The sequence below is a fragment of the Vibrio sp. AK197 genome, assembly GCF_053903115.1.
On record NZ_CP096430.1, the window covers coordinates 613,763 to 630,246 of the forward strand.

13 protein-coding genes are annotated in these 16,484 nt (G+C 46.0%); 11 read left to right on the plus strand and 2 right to left on the minus strand.

Translation table 11 applies throughout. From position 1 onward, the window contains the following. Positions 1 to 211 precede the first annotated feature (211 nt). Complete coding sequence (gene recB / locus M1D72_RS09960) at positions 212 to 3,829, plus strand: exodeoxyribonuclease V subunit beta (RefSeq protein ID WP_456296776.1); 3,618 nt, start codon at positions 212 to 214, stop codon at positions 3,827 to 3,829. Next, positions 3,826 to 5,940, plus strand: coding sequence for an exodeoxyribonuclease V subunit alpha (gene recD / locus M1D72_RS09965; protein WP_456296777.1), 2,115 nt, complete (start codon positions 3,826 to 3,828; stop codon positions 5,938 to 5,940). The genes recB and recD overlap by 4 nt, the downstream gene beginning before the upstream one ends. A gap of 24 nt (positions 5,941 to 5,964) precedes the next feature. Here recD and M1D72_RS09970 read toward each other — a convergent pair whose 3' ends face one another. Together M1D72_RS09970 and argA are read right to left on the minus strand one after the other, a co-directional pair. Next, a complete protein-coding gene (locus tag M1D72_RS09970; protein ID WP_390191368.1) occupies positions 5,965 to 6,153 on the minus strand; it encodes a hypothetical protein in 189 nt (62 codons plus the stop codon). A 198-nt stretch (positions 6,154 to 6,351) separates the two neighbouring features. Further along, complete coding sequence (gene argA, locus M1D72_RS09975; protein ID WP_390191365.1) at positions 6,352 to 7,689, minus strand: amino-acid N-acetyltransferase; 1,338 nt, start codon at positions 7,687 to 7,689, stop codon at positions 6,352 to 6,354. A 176-nt stretch (positions 7,690 to 7,865) separates the two neighbouring features. On the opposite strand from argA, the gene M1D72_RS09980 reads away from it, so the two are divergent. The 9 genes from M1D72_RS09980 (at position 7,866) to M1D72_RS10020 (ending at position 16,478) form a co-directional block, all read left to right on the plus strand. Beyond that, positions 7,866 to 8,297 (plus strand): DUF2850 domain-containing protein, encoded by a 432-nt coding sequence (locus tag M1D72_RS09980; protein ID WP_456296778.1) that lies wholly within the window; start codon positions 7,866 to 7,868, stop codon positions 8,295 to 8,297. A gap of 72 nt (positions 8,298 to 8,369) precedes the next feature. Continuing rightward, positions 8,370 to 9,488 (plus strand): murein transglycosylase A, encoded by a 1,119-nt coding sequence (gene mltA / locus M1D72_RS09985; RefSeq protein WP_456296779.1) that lies wholly within the window; start codon positions 8,370 to 8,372, stop codon positions 9,486 to 9,488. A 79-nt stretch (positions 9,489 to 9,567) separates the two neighbouring features. Beyond that, positions 9,568 to 10,380: a tRNA cyclic N6-threonylcarbamoyladenosine(37) synthase TcdA gene (gene tcdA, locus M1D72_RS09990; RefSeq protein ID WP_390191360.1), complete on the plus strand. Its 813-nt coding sequence runs from the start codon at positions 9,568 to 9,570 to the stop codon at positions 10,378 to 10,380. Positions 10,381 to 10,390: 10 nt separating this feature from the next. After that, entirely contained in the window at positions 10,391 to 10,822 is a 432-nt protein-coding gene (gene csdE, locus M1D72_RS09995) for a cysteine desulfurase sulfur acceptor subunit CsdE (RefSeq protein WP_456296780.1), read from the plus strand. A gap of 167 nt (positions 10,823 to 10,989) precedes the next feature. After that, positions 10,990 to 12,117, plus strand: a complete 1,128-nt coding sequence (locus tag M1D72_RS10000; RefSeq protein WP_456296781.1) for a bifunctional tRNA (adenosine(37)-C2)-methyltransferase TrmG/ribosomal RNA large subunit methyltransferase RlmN — start codon at positions 10,990 to 10,992, stop codon at positions 12,115 to 12,117. Positions 12,118 to 12,436: 319 nt separating this feature from the next. Then, the gene (gene rodZ, locus M1D72_RS10005) at positions 12,437 to 13,372 is read left to right on the plus strand and encodes a cytoskeleton protein RodZ (protein ID WP_456296782.1); all 936 of its coding nucleotides are present in this window, start codon (positions 12,437 to 12,439) and stop codon (positions 13,370 to 13,372) included. Positions 13,373 to 13,380: 8 nt separating this feature from the next. Continuing rightward, positions 13,381 to 14,499: a flavodoxin-dependent (E)-4-hydroxy-3-methylbut-2-enyl-diphosphate synthase gene (ispG, locus tag M1D72_RS10010; protein WP_456296783.1), complete on the plus strand. Its 1,119-nt coding sequence runs from the start codon at positions 13,381 to 13,383 to the stop codon at positions 14,497 to 14,499. A 29-nt stretch (positions 14,500 to 14,528) separates the two neighbouring features. Then, positions 14,529 to 15,797, plus strand: a complete 1,269-nt coding sequence (gene hisS, locus M1D72_RS10015; protein ID WP_456296784.1) for a histidine--tRNA ligase — start codon at positions 14,529 to 14,531, stop codon at positions 15,795 to 15,797. A 66-nt stretch (positions 15,798 to 15,863) separates the two neighbouring features. Further along, positions 15,864 to 16,478 carry a YfgM family protein gene (locus M1D72_RS10020; protein ID WP_456296785.1) on the plus strand — a complete coding sequence of 205 codons (615 nt, stop codon included), beginning with the start codon at positions 15,864 to 15,866 and terminating at the stop codon, positions 16,476 to 16,478. Positions 16,479 to 16,484 lie beyond the last annotated feature (6 nt).

A 16,484-nucleotide genomic window follows, 5' to 3' on the forward strand; every position in this document is an offset into this window, starting at 1 on the left:
GCTGTGCGGCCATAGGTCAGAGGGACCGTTATAGGGTGACGATGATACTTAGCTCATCGAAGTTGCGGCGATAGTAAAGGCTGACTTCGGTGACGTCCGTGAGTCAGATCTCACTACTTAGCAAATTAAAATTAGGTGTGAGCTTAGGAGTTAAATAATCTGGCCTAACTCACAATTAGAACAGCGTATTGCAATGAAAGGTCTCAATACTATGACAGTTAAGGCACAGCCAAAAGCCTTGGATATGATGACATTCCCTCTTCACGGTGCTCGTCTCATCGAAGCGTCGGCAGGAACAGGGAAAACATTTACCATTGCTGGGCTTTATCTGCGTTTATTGTTAGGGCATGGTGCAGATAAGCAGCGCCATGCTAAACCGCTTACGGTGGATCAAATTTTAGTTGTGACGTTTACGGAAGCCGCGACCGCGGAACTGCGTGATAGAATTCGCCGCCGCATCCACGATGCGCGAATGGCCTTTGCTCGTGGTCACAGTGATGATCCTGTGATTAGACCGTTGTTGGACTCAGTGACTGATCACCGTGAAGCGGCAAAAACCTTGCTGCAAGCAGAACGTCAAATGGATGAAGCCGCAGTCTATACGATACATGGCTTTTGTCAGCGAATGCTGACTCAAAATGCCTTTGAATCAGGCAGCCGGTTTAATAACGAGTTTGTGACGGATGAAAGCCACCTTAAAGCGCAAGTGGTAGCCGATTATTGGCGACGTTATTTTTATCCCTTGGGATTAACACTGGCCGGTGAGGTCAGGCAGATTTGGTCTTCGCCACACGCGTTACTCAAAGACATTAGCCAATATTTGAGCGGTCAAGCTCTGACTCTTTCTGAACCTGAAATGGACAGCGAGCTTGCCGAACTCCATGAACACAATTTGCAGCAAGTTCAATCGCTGAAAAATCGTTGGCTTGAGCACAGCCATGAGTTTCTCGAGCTGATTTCAAATTCCGATATCAACAAGCGCAGCTATACCAAAAAGTCGTTACCAAATTGGCTTGAAGCGGTGGACCTTTGGGCGAACAGTGACACGCATGATTACCATACACCAGAAGCGCTTGGAAAATTTGCTCAGAATGTGCTGTTTGAGAAAACCCCAAAAGGTGAAGCGCCAACTCACTCGGTCTTTGAGTTAATTGAGACGTTTCTTGCTGCAGATGTGTCGCTCAAAAGCCCATTAATGGCGCATGCCATTCGTGAATGTCGAACCATGTTGATAAAAGCCAAACAGCAAAAGCAATGGCTATCGTTTGATGATCTTCTTGCCCAGTTATCGGCGGCGATTGATCAAGATGATCAGCAGCAATTGGTCGCTCGCATTCGAGAGTTATATCCGGTGGCGATGATTGACGAATTCCAAGATACCGATCCGTTGCAATATTCGATCTTTAGCCGAGTGTATCTTAACCACCCCGAGTGCGGGTTGTTTATGATCGGAGATCCGAAACAGGCGATATATGCGTTTCGCGGTGCAGACATTTTTACTTATATTAAGGCGCGAAACCAAGTTTCTCAGCATTACACTCTAAGGACAAACTGGCGATCGAGCGCTGAAATGGTTGCGGCTGTGAACCAAGTTTTTTCAGCCGCAGACAGCCCATTTATCTACGATGAAGATATTCCATTTTATCCGGTCAATGCTAGCCCAAATGCCAATCAACGCTTTTGGGCTATCGGTGACCAAAAACAGCCAGCCCTCACTTATTGGTTGCAACCTGCCGATGATAAACCACTAAGCAAAGGGGATTACTTACAAGTCATGGCGTCGGCAACCGCCAGTCAAATCCAAACTATTCTCACCGCCTCTCAGCAAGGTATGGCATCACTGTGTAATGGCGATAAACGCACGGCGATTAAAGCGGGCGATATCGCGGTTTTGGTTCGTACCGGAAGTGAAGGTCGATTAATCAAGCAAGCACTTGCTGAGCAGGGGATTGCCAGTGTGTATTTGTCAAATCGAGACAGCGTGTTTGTTAGTTCGGTCGCTCAAGACGTTCAGCGTTTATTGCAGGCAGTGTTAACACCAGAGCAAGACCGTGCGCTGCGCGCGGCATTGGCTTGCGAAATGTTTGCGCTGAATGCGGCGCAACTTGATGCGCTTAATAACGATGAAAACGCGTGGGAAAATGCGGTTGAAGAGTTTAAAGAGTATCGCAAACTCTGGCAGCAGCGAGGCGTATTACCCATGCTGCGTAGCGTCATGAGTAAAAGACACATTGCCGAGCGCTGGTTAGCCGAAGAAAAAGAGCGCCAACTGACGGATATGATGCACCTCGGGGAATTACTGCAACAGGCAAGCAGTGAGCTTGAAAGTGATCATGGGTTACTACGCTGGTTAGCGCAAGCAATCAGTGAGGCTGAACAAGGTCTTGGCGGTAGCGACGAGCAAATTCAGCGTTTGGAGTCAGAACGTAACTTAGTACAGATTGTGACTATCCATAAATCCAAAGGACTGGAATATGATTTGGTGTTTTTGCCGTTTGTCTGTGCTTATCGGGAAGCATCGGAAGCTAAGTACTACGACAGCGAGCATGATCGAATTATGCTTGATATATCAGCCAATTCAGCATCGCTTAAGCAAGCAGATAAAGAACGTTTAGCAGAAGATCTTCGTTTAATTTACGTCGCCCTCACGCGCGCTGTCTACGGCTGTTTTATTGGGGCGGCGCCGCTGCGTAACGGGCGCTCAACCAAAGAGCCAACAGGTGTGCATTTAAGTGCGATTGGCTATCTACTGCAAAACGGAGAGCCAGGAACGATTTCTGATTTAAGTGCTGCCATCGGTCAGCACGCATCGCAATTGTCATGTGTCAGTTATACCGAGCCGCCCGAGTTAACTTCCGAGCGTTATCAGGCGATATCTTCAGAATCCAATGATTATCAAGCCAGTGAGCTGAGCCAAGCGGTGGATCGCTTATGGCGTATTACCAGTTATTCTGGGTTAATTAAGCAAAGTCACCACAATGATTATGATGCGACGATGGAAGTTTCTGGCTTTGATATTGATTCAGCGCAAGAGCAAGGTGAGCAAGAACTGATTGAGCCGCAGCAGAGTATTTTTACGTTTCCCAAAGGCGCTCGCCCGGGGACGTTCTTACATACTTTATTTGAAGAGGTTCGGTTTACTGAGAGTGCTGACAGTGACTATAACCATCAAGTGATTCGCGAGTTGCTTGTCGAGGAGCAGTTGGATGAATCTTGGTTGCCAATTCTCCAATCATTAGTCGATACGGTGTTAAGTACCCCGTTGGATGGCAAAAATCTTCGTCTCAATACTAAAGATGATCAGCAAAAACTGGTCGAAATGGAGTTTCTTTTACCCATCAAAGTACTCTCTTCTGCGGCGTTAAATCGTGTTATTCAGCGCCACGATAACCTTTCTGCCCGCGCAGGCGATCTCGGTTTTCAAACGGTGCAAGGCATGCTCAAGGGCTTTATTGATTTAGTCTTCGTCGATCAAGGTAAATATTATGTTCTCGACTGGAAGTCTAACTATTTGGGTGATCGAGTTGAGTGCTATCACGGTGAGGCGCTCAACTCGGCCATGGCAGAGCATCGTTACGACCTACAGTATCAAATTTACGCATTGGCGCTGCACCGTTTTTTGCGGAGTCGTTTGGCCAATTATGATTACCAGCAACATTTTGGCGGCGTTTATTATCTGTTCCTACGTGGTATGGATGGGCACAGTGAGCATGGGATTTTCTCTGCAAAACCGAGTGCTGAATTTTTAGATGAAATGGACAAATTAATTGATGGCTTGGAAGTGGATCATCGTGATCAGCAACACGGTCAGATGGAGCTGGGGTTATGAGTGAGTTTCGCTGGGAACAGGCACTGAAACAGCTGACAGCGCAAGGTTATCTCCGTCAGCTCGACCATCAATTTGGGCAATTTATTTACCACCAAAGTGATGACTGGACGCTGGCGTTTATTGCCGCGCTGGTCAGCAGTGAGGTGGGAAAAGGGCACATCTGCATGGTGCTTGACCAGAAGGCTCAGACACCATTTGACCCATCAGCGAGTCTAGGTCTATATGGTGAGATAGCGCAAGCGTTACGTCATCAATGGCAACAGGTTGATTGGCGTGAGCGGCTTTCCTCGTCGCCGCTGGTGGCCAGTGAACAATCTGCGTTGCCACTTATTTTTGATGGTAAGCGATTGTATTTAAATCGCTATTGGCACTATGAATGTCAGCTGGCTTCGCGTTTAGTTAGCTTTGGGACACCAGTGAGCTTAGAGCTTCCCATGATCCAAAAGCTTAAATCGCTGCTCGACCATCTTTTTGCGCGTGAATATCGTTATTTATTTAGTGCGCTGAATCAGGCCAAACAACAAGGCCGAGATAACCAAGTAAGCCGTCAGCAATTAGTATGCGATATGTTGGATGTGATAACGCCACATACACTAGACTGGCAGGCCATTGATCAGGTATTGGTGAAGGCGTCTCGGGTAGACGCGCTGACGGAGTTGGATGATTTGATTCCTAACGCCGTGTGTCTGAACTGGCAAAAAGTGGCGGCAGCAATGGCGCTAACAAGACGTTTTGCTGTGATTTCAGGTGGGCCTGGCACAGGGAAAACCACCACGGTGGCGAAACTATTAGCCGCGTTGGTCACGCAAGAAAAGCAGCAAGGAGCGTTGCCTAATATTAAATTGGTGGCCCCCACCGGCAAAGCCGCTGCACGGTTAACCGAGTCCATCGCTAAAGCGGTTGACTCACTGGCAGTCAGTCCAGACGTTAAGCAACATATCCCCACAGAATCAAGTACTTTGCATCGTTTATTAGGCGTCATTCCTGGTAGTGCCGAATTTCGTCATCACCAAAAAAATCCGCTGCATTTAGATGTATTAGTTGTCGATGAAGCCTCGATGGTGGATTTATCGATGATGTATAAATTGGTCGATGCGTTGCCTGCGCATGCTCGATTGATTTTACTTGGTGATAAAGATCAGCTTTCTTCCGTTGAAGCCGGAGCGGTACTTGGTGACATTTGCTCATTTCATCGATTTGGTTATAGCCAGACGCAAAGTACAAGACTCGCCGAATTGACAGGGTTTGAAAGTTTAGCCAACACCAATGGCCATAATCGCGACATAGCGGATAGCCTGTGCATGCTGCAAAAGAGTTACCGTTTTGATGGTCGTTCGGGAATAGGGCAATTAGCTAAGGCGGTCAATGCAGGTGATAGCACGCAGATCGATGCCGTATTTGCCAATGCCGCTTTTGATGATATCGCGCATTTTGACTTAGATAGCCATCACTACCATCAGATGCTTCAAACCTTGGTTAGCGAATATCGTCATTACCTCGAGCTGCTTAAGATTGATAAATCGGATATCAATCATTCACAAATATCCCCTCAGCAGCAGCAAAACATCGCAAAACAAGCGCTAGAAGCCTTTAATCGCTGCCGATTGTTATGCGCTATTCGTGAAGGTGATTTTGGTGTAAAAGGGCTTAATCAGCGAATTGAAAAGGCGCTCGCGGCGCGGCGTCTCATTCGTACTCAAGATGAAGTTTGGTACTCAGGCAGGCCGATTATGATCACTCGTAATGATTACGGGTTGGGGTTGTATAACGGTGATATTGGTATTTGTATTCAAGAGCCTGGAGAGAATGGACGACTTAAGGTCTATTTTGAACAGTCAGATGGCACAATCAAAGCGGTATTACCAAGTCGTGTCCCTGAACATGAAACGGCGTATGCAATGACGATTCATAAGTCGCAAGGCAGCGAATTTGACTTTACGTTAATGATTCTGCCACCTGACTTCACGCCAATTGTCACTCGAGAACTGATCTATACCGGAATTACACGAGCGAAAAAGCAATTGAACGTTTATGCCAATATTGGCTTGCTCAAGCGTGGTGTACAAATACAGACTCAGCGCGCAAGTGGGTTGGTGGAGAGGTTAAGTTAAGAATGCATGGAAAACTCGGTCGGTTTAACCGACCGAGTTGAATAAACTGCTAAATGAGATTTTTTCGATGTTGTATTTGATTTGGTAGTTGAGAATAAAATTTCTCAATGGTTCAGTAACCGGAAAAACACAATGGACGTGTTGGCCGTGTAGAAGTTCATTGTCAGCCATGTCCCAAAAACTTTGTACTGAATTACAAATAATGGTCTTCATTCAATCGTTGCTCTCAGTGATATTTTATCGACTTAAAAGCAATCCCTGCGTGTTAAATGCTTATTCAATCATAAGATTGATCAATTCGCTTCCTAGGAATTGAGGCGAAATATTATACGATCAATATCACAAAATAAAGGTTAATTTTTAACCTTTATAACTAATTGATTATGAACTTAAATTCCTATCGCTCTCTAATCATACTTGGAGAACAAGGATTTTAGATTTGCGTTGATAATTATACAGCCCTTGCTTTTTCATCGGTAGACCTTCGACGCCAATCTCGGTAAAGCCCTGTTCTCTGAACCAATGCAAGCTATGAGTTGTTAATACGAAAATTTGTTTAATGCCCTGCGAACGGGATTGGAGCTTCATGTGGTTGAGCAGTAGAAGACCGCGGTCGCCATCTCGATACTCCGGATGAATGGCAACACATGCCATCTCCGCCATATTATCTTCTTTATATGGGTAGAGCGCCGCACAGCCGATGATTAGGCCATCTTTCTCGATGATGGTAAATAGCGTGATTTCTTGTTCGAGTTGCTCACGCGAGCGTCGTACGAGAATACCTTGCTCCTCAAGCGGGCGAATCAGTTCCAGAATGCCGCCGATGTCATCAATATGCGCTTGCCTTACTTGCTCGGCACTGGCGGTAACGATTTGCGAGCCAATACCGTCAAAAGAGAACAGTTCCTGAATCAGGGCGCCATCTTCTTTGTAACTGACTAAATGACCACGCGGTACTCCCGCTAGACATGCGCTGGTCGCAGCACGAATAAATCGTACCGTGCCTGAACTTTGCTCGCTGCTTGGATCATAATCTGCTTCCAACTTCTGCAATACTTTTTCTGCCTCACGAGGGAAAAGCTCCGCAATGACGTGACCATTATCATTCATGATCCCTTGCTCTGAGCAGAAGCCGATGAGTTTATCCGCTTTCAATTTGATCGCGACTTGAGTCGCGACCTCTTCGGAGGTGAGATTAAAAGATTCCCCTGTGACGGAGCTTGCAATAGGACCAAGCAAAACAATTGAGCCTTGGTCTAGCATGCGATTGATCCCTTGACTATCAATGCGCCGAATACGACCACTATGACAATAATCAATGCCATCATCGACACCAAGTGGCTGAGCGATAACAAAGTTACCACTCACCACATTGAGCTGAGTCCCCGCCATTGGCGTGTTGTTAAGGCTCATTGACAATTGAGCGGTAACCGCCAGTTGTAGACGACCGGACGCTTGCATCACAAAATTAAGGGCTTTTTCGTCGGTAATGCGAATGCCTTTGTGATATGGAGTTGAATAATTATGTTCTTCTAAAAGCGCATTAATTTGTGGGCGAGCACCATGCACCAAGACAATCTTAACCCCTAAGCTATGAAGCAAAGAAAGATCGCTAATGATATTGGCAAAGTTATTATCGGCGATAGCTTCACCGCCGAGCATGATGACCATGGTTTTATCACGATGCGCATTAACGTAAGGGGCGGATTGACGAAAGCCTTTGACAAGAGCGGTGCTGCGAATTTTCACAAAATACCCATTTATTTTGAATTTATATGTATAAATACTGATGTTTTATTCTTTTGAAGGCAAGTTAATTTTGGAATTAGACAGCCATTTTGTTGTTAGCGTCGTTGTTGGGGCATTTATCACTGAGATAGATTAATTGACTGTAGAGAAATAGAGACAACACTTAGAGAACGCTTGTGAGTAAAGTTGTAGTAGAAAACCAACAAAAGGGTGAAATGAAAACACCGCAGAGAAAACTGGTTGAGCGCATGGTTATTGCCATTGCCGTGGTTGGCACCGTGGTGGTTGTTTCTATATTTGGCAATATTGGTCAACACATCAGTGAGATTATGAATCCTAAGTCATCCGTCTACGGAACTTGGGTGGAGCAGAATGTGGCGACGTATGCGGCAGAGAAAATAGTGCTGTCTAAACATGGAGTGACGATTAAAGGAAGAGTGGTCGCGACTCAGTTTGAGTTTGATGGTACTGAATTGAGTTATCAATTCGGTAACCACACGCTGCGTTACAAAATGAAAGATCACAATAATGCCGAAATGAAGCGGATCTCATCGCCGCATTACCAGCCCGTGTATCGATTGTCAGGAAAAGACCAAAATCGTTACTAATCATAATGGAAAGATTGAGATTTGAGACGGAGTTTGTCATCCTCATTACAACTTAACTTGAGGATGTTTTTTGTGTTCAAACAATGCCTGCCTGTCGCAACGTTAGCCTTACTTTTTGGTTGTGCCCAGCCTACTGATCGTGCTCAGCAGTACGACAATAAACAGTTCCCTGAAATCTTAAATCCAACCGTTGCGATTGACTCCAATAAACCACGTGATTACAGCACGTTTTATACTCAAGCCGAGCAAGTTGTTGAAAACTCGCCGTCAATGGCCGCCATTTATCAACCACTCTACGAAAAACTCAATGATTGGGTGTTGGCCAGTGGTGATCCGAAAGAACTCACTCAATATGGAATACAAGCCGCCCAGCTTGGTGGAGGCGACAGTAAAGGCAATGTCCTGTTCACGGGGTACTTTTCACCGGTTATGGAACTGCGTCATACACCTGATGCCAAGTTTAAGTATCCCGTTTATGCCAAACCTGAATGCGAGGCGGATTGTCCAACACGAGCTCAGATTTATAACGGCGCGTTGAGTGAGCAGGGCCTAGAGCTCGGTTATGCTGCGAACATGATTGACCCATTTATCATGGAAGTTCAGGGCAGCGGTTTTGTTCACTTTGAAGATGATACGCTCGAGTATTTTGCATACGCGGGTAAAAATAACAAAGCCTATGTGAGCATCGGTAAAGTGCTGATTGAACGTGGGCTTGTTGAGCGTGAAAAAATGTCGCTTAAGGCCATAAAAGATTGGGTACTGGCGAATGATGAAGAGACCGTACGCGAACTTTTAGAACAAAACCCATCATTTGTTTTCTTTGAACCACGCTCTGCAGCACCAGTGACTGGGACGGCGGGCATTCCTTTATTGCCGATGGCTTCGGTGGCGGGAGATCGCACTGTGTTTCCAATGGGAACCCCTATTCTTGCCGAAGTGCCGCTGCTAAATGCCGACGGGACGTGGAGTGGGACGCATCAATTACGTTTGCTTGTGGTTCTTGATACCGGCGGCGCAGTCAAACAAAACCACCTTGATTTATACCATGGTATGGGGCCGCGAGCGGGGACGGAAGCGGGGCACTATAAGCACTTTGGGCGTGTATGGAAACTTGGCTTACAAAACTCACCCACGGAAGCGCCTTGGGTCATGCCGCCAGAGCGAAAACCGCAAACGGAAGCCAAAGAGTAACGTAGAACGAATCTAGACTTTTTGATCAAGAGTGCGTATAAAACGCACTCTTTGTTTTTGTACGGATTGGGCATTGATTATGCGTGAACTTGAGACGCCAGCTTCTGACAGTTATAACCAGCGATTTGGGGGCACTCGCCGCCTATATGGGGATCAACAAGTCGAGGTTCTTCGTGCGGCACATGTTTGTGTTATCGGTATTGGTGGGGTGGGTTCATGGGCTGCTGAGGCGCTAGCACGCAGCGGTATTGGCCAACTGACTCTGATTGATATGGATGACGTGTGCGTTACGAATATCAATCGCCAAATTCATGCTATGAGCGGGACCGTAGGGCAAAGCAAAATCGAGGTGATGGCTGAGCGCATTGCGCTGATTAACCCAGATTGTAAAGTAAACCTCATCGATGACTTTATTACGCCAAGCAACCAGCACGAGTATTTGTCAAAAGAGTACGACTATGTGCTGGATGCGATTGATAGCGTAAAGGCAAAAGCATCTCTGCTGGCCTATTGCCGTAGTAATAAAATTAAAGTGATCACCACCGGTGGTGCGGGTGGGCAAACCGATCCGACACAAATTAAAATCGCCGATTTAACCAAAACCATTCAAGATCCATTGGCGAAAAAGCTCAAAGATACCTTGCGCCGTCACCACAACTTCCCGAAGAACCCGCAGCGTAAATTTGGTATTGATTGTGTTTTTTCGACCGAGCAACTGAAATACCCACAAGCGGATGGCAGCGTCTGCGGGGTTAAATCAACCGCAGAAGGGCCTAAGCGTATGGATTGCGCCAGTGGATTTGGTGCCGCAACCGTCGTGACTGCGAGTTTTGGGTTTATCGCCGTCTCGCGAATCATCGAAAAACTGATTCAAAAGCATTATAACGCTTAGGGAGCACTGTATGTCCGCATTGCCTTATTCTCCGTTTGGTCCTGAAATAGACTCCGATTATGTGGTTACCACGATGCAGCCCCTCACCAGTTGGGAAGATCGATATCGCCAAGTGATTCAGTGGGGGAAAAAGCTGCCAGTTATGCCGGATACCCTCAAAACCGAGCAAGTCAAAGTTTCGGGATGTGAAAGCCAGGTTTGGCTCGTGGGAGAGCAACATGACAAGCAGTGGTTTTTCTGTGCTGACTCCGATGCGCGTATCGTTCGTGGCCTCATTGCATTGGTGATGGCGGCGTTTAATGGCAAGACGGGCGCTGAAATCGAGCAGTTTGATATTCAACACTACTTTCAACAAACCGGGTTGATTGCGCATTTAAGCCCATCAAGAAGCAACGGCTTGAACGCCATTGTGGCTCAAATCAAGCAGCAAATTGCGGAGTGATTGATCGCATCTTAAGCGACGATTTACACCTTTATTTTGTTGTATAAACTTTAATCATTGCGTTTTTAATGCCTTAGTAATTACAGGGTGTTACACCCCTTGTTGTCGTTGAATAAAGGCTGTACAATTCGCGCCCTTAATTATCGTTCCGTCATTTGTGAGGTTTCATGACCACTGAAAAAATCAATCTACTCGATTTTGATCGCAAAGGTCTGCGTGAATTTTTCGCTGAAGAGCTGGGTGAAAAAGCATTCCGTGCCGATCAAGTTATGAAGTGGATCTACCATTTCGGTGTCGATGACTTCGAAAAGATGACCAACATCAACAAGAAGCTGCAAGCTAAGCTGATTGAGCGTTGTGAAGTCACAGCGCCTACCGTATCAGAAGCTCAGCATTCGTCTGATGGCACCATTAAATGGGCTATGAATGTTGGCGATCAAGATGTTGAGACCGTGTATATTCCAGAAGATGATCGCGCGACGTTATGTATCTCATCTCAAGTCGGATGTGCGCTTGAATGTAAATTCTGCTCAACCGCTCAGCAAGGGTTTAACCGTAACCTAAAAGTGTCTGAAATCATTGGTCAGTTATGGCGAGCGGCGCGTGAAATTGGTTTAGAAAAAGAGACGGGGCGTCGTCCAATTACCAACGTGGTGATGATGGGAATGGGTGAGCCACTGCTTAATATGAAAAACCTTTTGCCCGCCCTTGAGTTGATGCTAGATGATAATGCATTCGGATTATCAAAACGTCGCGTTACCGTTTCAACGTCCGGCGTTGTCTCTGGGCTCGATCAAATGACCGGCAAAATCGATGTTGCTTTGGCTATTTCCTTGCATGCACCAAACGATCAGCTGCGTAGTGAAATTATGCCGATTAACGATCGCTGGGACATTGACGACTTCCTTGGGTCTGTTCGCCGTTATATTGCCTCTTCTAATGCAAACCGAGGTAAAGTAACGGTTGAGTACGTACTTCTAGATCACGTGAATGATGATATGGACCATGCTCGTGAATTGGCACAGTTAATGAAAGATACGCCTTGTAAGATTAACTTGATTCCGTTTAATCCATACCCAGGATCGCCTTACAAGAAACCCAGCAACTCACGCATTGACCGTTTCCAAAAGACGTTGATGCAGCTTGGTCATACTGTTACTGTGCGTAAAACCCGTGGTGATGATATTGATGCAGCCTGTGGCCAGCTGGTCGGCGATGTCATTGATCGTACTAAACGAACTAAAATGCTTGCTGCGGCGAAAGGTGAGACGATCCCAGTTAAAGCCATGCAGTAAAATCAGTTTTATAAGCCGGAGTTGTTACTCCGGCTTTTTTATATGCAAGACGACAGGTTGAAGTCACTCGTTTGTTAATTTTGGGAAAAAGCTTGACCCGTCTGCGATTTCTAAACCTTCCTCGTGTTGTGTATTGACTAATATCTATTAGAATGTTGAATTAACTAATTGATTTATCCTATTTGAGACTATTTCATCAAAATAGGCGGATCTTTATGACCCAATTTCCAAACATTTAGCCTGATCCGGTGTCACTACTAAAGGAAAAGAACAAAAGTGACAAAGCATCTGGCACACAATAAAAGAGATAGCACTCCGTATGAGTATTGAAAGCGAATTAGAACAGACCCAACCATCTCAACTTCAGCCAGGAACTATTTTAAAGCGCAAACGTGAAGAGCTCGGACTGAGCCAAAAGCAGATTGCAGATAGACTACGTTTGCGTTTAACCCTTATTCAAAATATTGAAGAAAATCAATATGAGGATGGTCAGGTTGCCACTTTCACTCGTGGCTATTTACGTTCTTACGCCAAGGCTGTGGGTATTGATGAGAGTGAGGTGTTGGGTGCGCTTGAGAGCACAGGTGGTGTTCGCTCTGAAGAACATGAGATGCAAAGCTTCTCGCGTAAAACCAAGACCGACAAGCATGACAGTCGTATTATGTTACTCACTTGGGGGATCTTTGCTGTCATCATTGGTATTTCATCGGTGTGGTGGTGGCAAAACCAAAAAAATGATGATCTCACGCCTCCGCCAGCAGAAAGCCAAGCGCAAGTGGAAGACATACCTGAAAGTGATGCTCCTATGTCTGCGTCGGAGACAGATTTTGTATCGTTAGAAGCGTTAGAAGATGCGGAAGAGACACAAATTGACCCGCAAGAGAACAGTGCTGCTGAAGAAGAGACACCATCTGTCGAAGATAGTCTTGATGCCGCGATCACGGACGAGGAGGTTGTTGACGCTCAAGACTCACAGCAAGACACTGAAATACAAGAAAATACAGCGCCAGTGGTGTCGCCAAATTTATTGGTGATGAACTTTGAAGCGGATTGCTGGATTCAAATTAAAGATGCGTCGGGTCGAACTTTAGCGACAGGCGTAAAAAAAGCCGGACAAAGTCTAGAATTGGATGGTGCTAAGCCGTATCGTGTCGTTTTAGGCGCTCCAGAAAACGTCTCAATGACATTAGCAAGTGAACCTGTCGACCTTTCTGGGTATACTTCAGGCAAAGTAGCACGATTCACCTTACCTTAGATATTACTATGCAACACGAATCTCCGATTAAACGTCGTCCATCTAAACGAATTTATGTGGGCGACGTTCCTATTGGTGATGGCGCACCGATTGCGGTTCAGTCCATGACCAATACTCGAACCACTGATGTAGAAGCAACAGTGGCGCAAATCCGTTCTTTGGAAAAAGTGGGTGCAGACATTGTTCGTGTCTCGGTGCCGACCATGGAAGCGGCGGAAGCGTTTAAGCTGATTAAACAGCAAGTCCAAGTCCCCTTAGTGGCTGATATCCATTTTGACTATCGTATTGCGTTGAAAGTGGCGGAATATGGTGTTGATTGCTTACGTATTAACCCAGGTAATATCGGTAAAGAAGATCGCATTCGCGCAGTCGTTGACTGTGCTCGTGATAAGAACATTCCGATTCGAATTGGGGTTAACGGCGGCTCGCTTGAGAAAGATCTGCAAATGAAATACGGCGAGCCGACACCAGAAGCACTGGTGGAATCGGCGATGCGTCATGTGGATATTCTTGACCGTCTCAATTTTGACCAGTTCAAAGTTAGCGTAAAAGCGTCTGACGTTTTTCTTGCGGTGGATTCTTACCGTTTGCTGGCAAAACAGATTGATCAGCCTTTGCATCTTGGTATTACAGAAGCTGGTGGTGCTCGTGCTGGAGCCGTGAAATCTTCCGTCGGTTTAGGTATGCTACTGGCAGAAGGTATTGGTGATACGTTACGTATCTCGTTGGCGGCTAACCCGGTTGAAGAGATCAAAGTGGGTTTCGATATTTTGAAATCGCTGCGTATTCGCTCGCGAGGCATTAACTTCATTGCTTGCCCAAGTTGTTCGAGACAAGAATTTGATGTCATTGGTACAGTGAATGCCCTTGAACAGCGTCTTGAAGACATTCTCACTCCAATGGATGTCTCAATCATCGGGTGTGTGGTCAATGGCCCTGGTGAAGCAGAGGTTTCGCATCTAGGGTTAGCGGGCAGTGCCAGAAAGAGCGCTTTCTATGAAGACGGTAAACGTCAAAAAGAGCGTTTTGACAACAATGATCTTGTGGATCAGCTTGAAGCCAAAATCCGCGCAAAAGCATCGATGATGGACGAGCAAAATCGTATCAACATCAATATCAAAGATTAATTTTCTCAACCAGAATTACGGTAAGTATTGTGGCAAAAACTATTCAAGCAATTCGAGGCATGAACGACTGCCTCCCAACCCAGTCTCCACTGTGGCAAAAACTCGAAAATACCGCCAAAAATGTCATCAGCGCTTATGGATATAACGAAGTGCGTATGCCGATTGTCGAGATGACGCATCTGTTTAGCCGTGCGATTGGTGAAGTCACTGATGTGGTTGAGAAAGAGATGTACACCTTTGAAGATCGTAACGGTGACAGCCTAACTTTGCGTCCTGAAGGGACAGCAGGTTGTGTTCGTTCTGGTATTGAAAACGGCTTACTGTATAACCAAGAGCAACGCCTTTGGTATATGGGGCCAATGTTCCGCCATGAACGTCCTCAAAAAGGTCGTTATCGTCAATTCCACCAATGCGGTGTTGAGGTGTTTGGTATTGATGGCCCTGACGTCGACGCCGAGCTGATTATGATGACAGCGCGTCTATGGCGTGAGTTGGGTATCGATAAATACGTTCGCCTTGAACTTAACTCAATCGGTTCACTAGAGGCTCGTCAAAATTACCGTACGGCGTTGATCGAATACCTTGAACAACATACTGAGGTATTAGACGAAGACGCCAAACGTAGAATGTACACAAACCCTTTGCGTGTACTCGACACTAAGAATCCAGAGATTCAAGCTATTTTGGGGGATGCCCCGCGTCTTTCTGATTATTTAGATGATGAATCTAAACAACATTTTTCTGGATTACGTGAACTTCTTGATGCTGCAGGTATCGAATACACAGTTAACGAACGTTTAGTGCGTGGTTTGGATTACTATAACCGCACTGTTTTTGAATGGATCACCGAAAGCCTAGGTGCTCAAGGTACAGTATGTGGCGGTGGACGTTATGACGGCCTTGTTGAACAACTTGGCGGCAAAGCGACGCCAGCCGTTGGTTTTGCCATGGGCCTTGAGCGTTTAGTTCTGATGCTAGAAACGTTAGAACTTAACGATGTCCGCCGTAGTGTCGATGCTTATGTTGTCACTGCTGGGGAAGGCACAATGATGGCGGGAATGAAACTCGCCGAACAATTGCGCGAACAAGTTCCTGGCCTGCGAGTGATGAATCACTTTGGCGGTGGTAACTTTAAGAAACAATTTAAACGTGCGGATAAAGTTGGCGCCGCAGTTGCTTTAGTTCTCGGCGAAAATGAAGTGGCAGATAACACAGTGGTGGTGAAAGACCTCGTCGGTGGTGAGCAAACCACTTATGCACAAAGTGACGTTGCCGCCAAACTGGCAGAACTTATTTAAGTTAACGACTCAAATTCAAAATGGTGATTTGATATCACCATTTTTTTAGATTTAAGAGGGCAGGAAGTGGAACTCTACGATACTGAAGAACAACAAGTTGAACAGATTAAAGAGTGGTTTAAAGAAAATGGCAAGCCTGTTGTTGCTGGTTTAGTTATTTGCTTAGGCGGCATTTTTGGTTGGCGTTTTTATCAAGACACAGTCACCGAGGCGCAAGAAGCTGCTTCGAAAGCCTACACGGCGACGATGACCTCACTGCAGGAACAAGGGACTGATGCTCAGTCATCTGTACAAAGCTTTATTGATGCGAATAAAGACACAGAGTACTCGGTTCTGGCTGCTCTGCAATTGGCAAAAGTGCAAGTAGAGGCCGAGCAAGCTGATGCTGCAATTGAGCAGCTAACTTGGGCGAAAGGTGCAACATCGGATGATGCGTTGAAAGCGGTGATTAACTACCGTCTCGCGCGTTTACACGCAGATCAGCAAAGCTATCAAGCCGCACTTGATGATCTCAAGCAGATCAGCGCTGAATCTTGGAAAGGTCGCGTTGCCGAATTGCGTGGTGATATTCAATTAAGCCAAGGTAACAATGACGCGGCTTATATTGCATACACCGAAGCTCAACAAGCTCAGGACGCAAGCCAGACGCTGCAAATGAAATTGGATGATTTGGCCAAATAACAAGGC

Bases quoted from the DNA above. Each gene is read 5' to 3' on its own strand.
- csdE (WP_456296780.1), top strand. From the start codon at position 10,391: ATGTCCGCATTGCCTTATTCTCCGTTTGGTCCTGAAATAGACTCCGAT.
- M1D72_RS09970 (WP_390191368.1), bottom strand. From the start codon at position 6,153: ATGAAGACCATTATTTGTAATTCAGTACAAAGTTTTTGGGACATGGCT.
- recB (WP_456296776.1), top strand. From the start codon at position 212: ATGACAGTTAAGGCACAGCCAAAAGCCTTGGATATGATGACATTCCCT.
- ispG (WP_456296783.1), top strand. From the start codon at position 13,381: ATGCAACACGAATCTCCGATTAAACGTCGTCCATCTAAACGAATTTAT.
- rodZ (WP_456296782.1), top strand. From the start codon at position 12,437: ATGAGTATTGAAAGCGAATTAGAACAGACCCAACCATCTCAACTTCAG.
- M1D72_RS10000 (WP_456296781.1), top strand. From the start codon at position 10,990: ATGACCACTGAAAAAATCAATCTACTCGATTTTGATCGCAAAGGTCTG.
- recD (WP_456296777.1), top strand. From the start codon at position 3,826: ATGAGTGAGTTTCGCTGGGAACAGGCACTGAAACAGCTGACAGCGCAA.
- tcdA (WP_390191360.1), top strand. From the start codon at position 9,568: ATGCGTGAACTTGAGACGCCAGCTTCTGACAGTTATAACCAGCGATTT.